This window comes from Ruegeria sp. O4 (genome assembly GCF_056535125.1).
This window is the reverse complement of the sequence record NZ_JBQERO010000043.1, coordinates 1-2,402: the sequence shown is the minus strand read 5'-3', so window position 1 is coordinate 2,402 and position 2,402 is coordinate 1. Positions and strand designations below refer to the sequence as shown.

Annotated in this window: 1 protein-coding gene; it reads left to right on the top strand. The window is 53.2% G+C overall.

Annotated features, from left to right (window positions below; genetic code table 11):
- The first annotated feature begins 1,001 nt into the window (after positions 1-1,001).
- Positions 1,002-2,177, top strand: a complete 1,176-nt coding sequence (locus tag ACR0J7_RS20385; RefSeq protein ID WP_480915470.1) for an alpha/beta hydrolase — start codon at positions 1,002-1,004, stop codon at positions 2,175-2,177.
- The last annotated feature ends 225 nt before the right edge of the window (positions 2,178-2,402 follow it).

The following is a 2,402-nucleotide window of genomic DNA, read 5'->3' as shown; positions in this document are numbered from 1 at the left end:
TGATCATTTTTGTTGGGTGCCTTCTTTTTCGAGGCGCTTTGGGTCAAGTGAAGCCAGTGACCGCCAATTTGACAGAATTGCACCCTCAAAATGTGCAGTTAACTGCAAACTGTCGGGGCGATACCTTTCTATCTCAGGTTACCATAACCAGTCCGCACAGGACATTCTGTTATTAGCACTGCCGCCGCTCCGAAACCATCCTTACACCGAGACGAAACCTCTGACTCAAGGGCGGTATGGAGCGACAAAAACGGTCTATATTCGTGATAATTTGTGCTCCATTCTGGTTTTATTTTGGTAAAATGTATCAATTCGTTTGCTCGGTCAAGAAAAAGCAACAAAAAGCCACACGATCGCAAATCGTTCTAACTTTGGGGCACAGGCAGTGCACTGGAGGAGTTTCATCCAATCGAAAAACCGCTGAATTGCGCCGGGTTCTCTGGAAGCTTCGATCCCTGGATAGGGTGAGGCCAAGGTAAAAAACAGCAAACAAACATCCTTTTGGAGCCCACAAACTTGCGGCGGGAGCCGGACAGCCAAGAGTGGTAAAATTCTGGTGCGAACCTTTTCAGTGCAGGAAACGTTCATGACTATTCGCACATGCCCTTCACCTTGATGAACATCTGGCCCGTTTCATAGCCGTTTTCACATGGTCCCTTGCGCCTTTGCGTAGCTTCACATTGTAAAAGACTCATCAAGAAGCCGACCCCGAAATCGGCGACCATTGGTTAATGTGGCCGCTTACTCGAACCCTTCAAACGTCTCTCTGACAGCATCATCCACGGTCCCGGCCCGCAATCTGCTGCCATCGTTGTCGCAGGCATCCTCAAAGGCTTGCCAAAGATGGTCCATTTGCAAAAATGGTTGAAAGCTCGTGCCGGCAAATCTCAATGCGGCGGAAATTCTGGGGCGTAAAGTGTCTGATGCATAGGTTCTGTTGGCTAATTATCTTCATAACCCTGACGGGGTGTGCGGCGAAAACCTACAATGAAATTGACATCATGCCTTCGCCAACGGTCTTTGCCAATGGCACGCTTGACCCGTTCGGGGATGTGACCGAGGGTAATTTCGAGTCGCGGGCGCGTCTGTTTTACGCAACCGACCGCCAGCCCGCAGAACCGGACGACCCGCAGAAAAGCTACAATAATGCACGGGGGCACGTGCTGCGGGCGGGTGTCGCGCAGATTGCGTCGGACCCGCCGCTTGAAAGCTGGGAAAACGCAAGGCGCATAACGCTCGCCGCGGCGCGGGATCGGGACTATAGGCTGCGGGTGGTGGGCGTGACCGAGACCGGCATTCTGCCGTTCAGCGCTATCAATTACATGGATACGCCACCCAGCCGTGCCGAAGTCGAAGCCGCCGGCAGCCATTTTGCGTCACAAATCAATGCGCAATTGGCACAATCGGCCAACAAGGACATTTTCATCTACATTCATGGCTATAATGTGGATTTCGACTATTCCACTCTGGTCTCAAGCCAGTTGCAACATTTCCTGGGCTATCAGGGCGCTTTCATCAGTTACAACTGGACAGCAACCCCAAGTACGCTGGCCTATTTCCGCGATCAGGAATCGGCGCTGGCCTCGCGACGCTATCTGCGCGAGCTGATTGCCTTTCTCTCGGCCCTTACCGATGCCCGTCGCATCCACCTGATTGGCTACAGTGCCGGGACAAGGCTGGCATTTGACGCCGCCTATCAAATTGCTTTGGGGGCCGAGGGAAACGCGCGGTTGGGCAAGCTCATCCTGATCGGCAGCGATCTGGATCGCGCTTATTTCATTCATGCTATCGAGGACGGTCTTCTCGATGCGGTTACGGACCTGACGATCTATCAGTCGCAAACGGATTCCGCGCTGGCGATGTCTAGGCTTGTTTTTGGCCGCAAGCGCGTCGGAGAGACTTCGCCGCCCGGCGAAGCAGTGCCTGCGGTGCAAGCGGAGCTGGCCCGGACCCCAAGGCTGCATGTCATCGACGTGACGGATGCCGAAGAGGCGGGCACTGGCAACGGGCATTGGTACTTCCGATCTTCACCATGGGCCAGCAGCGATCTTTTCCTGTCATTGCTGACCAACAAAGACCCCGCCGCGCGCGGACTGGTGCGCGCACCCGGCGAAGTCATCTGGCGTTTTCCAGACGATTATCCGCAAAGGATCAGGGAATTGGGGCGTTTGTACTGAAGGAAAGGAACCGTCTGGTTATCCCCGTCTATTCTCTATTCTGATCAGCTTGCCACACGAGGCTCCCTCGGATCACATCGAAACTCTTATGTAAGGTCATCCATAGGTCAGACTTATGACGTTGAAGGTATAATCGATTTTTCTTGGCATATTAATCTGTCAAGATACCATTGCTCAAATGTGAATTTTACGCCGCGCAAGAATGGCGAACCTGTCAAACAATTC

Bases quoted from the DNA above. Each gene is read 5' to 3' on its own strand.
- ACR0J7_RS20385 (WP_480915470.1), top strand. From the start codon at position 1,002: ATGCCTTCGCCAACGGTCTTTGCCAATGGCACGCTTGACCCGTTCGGG.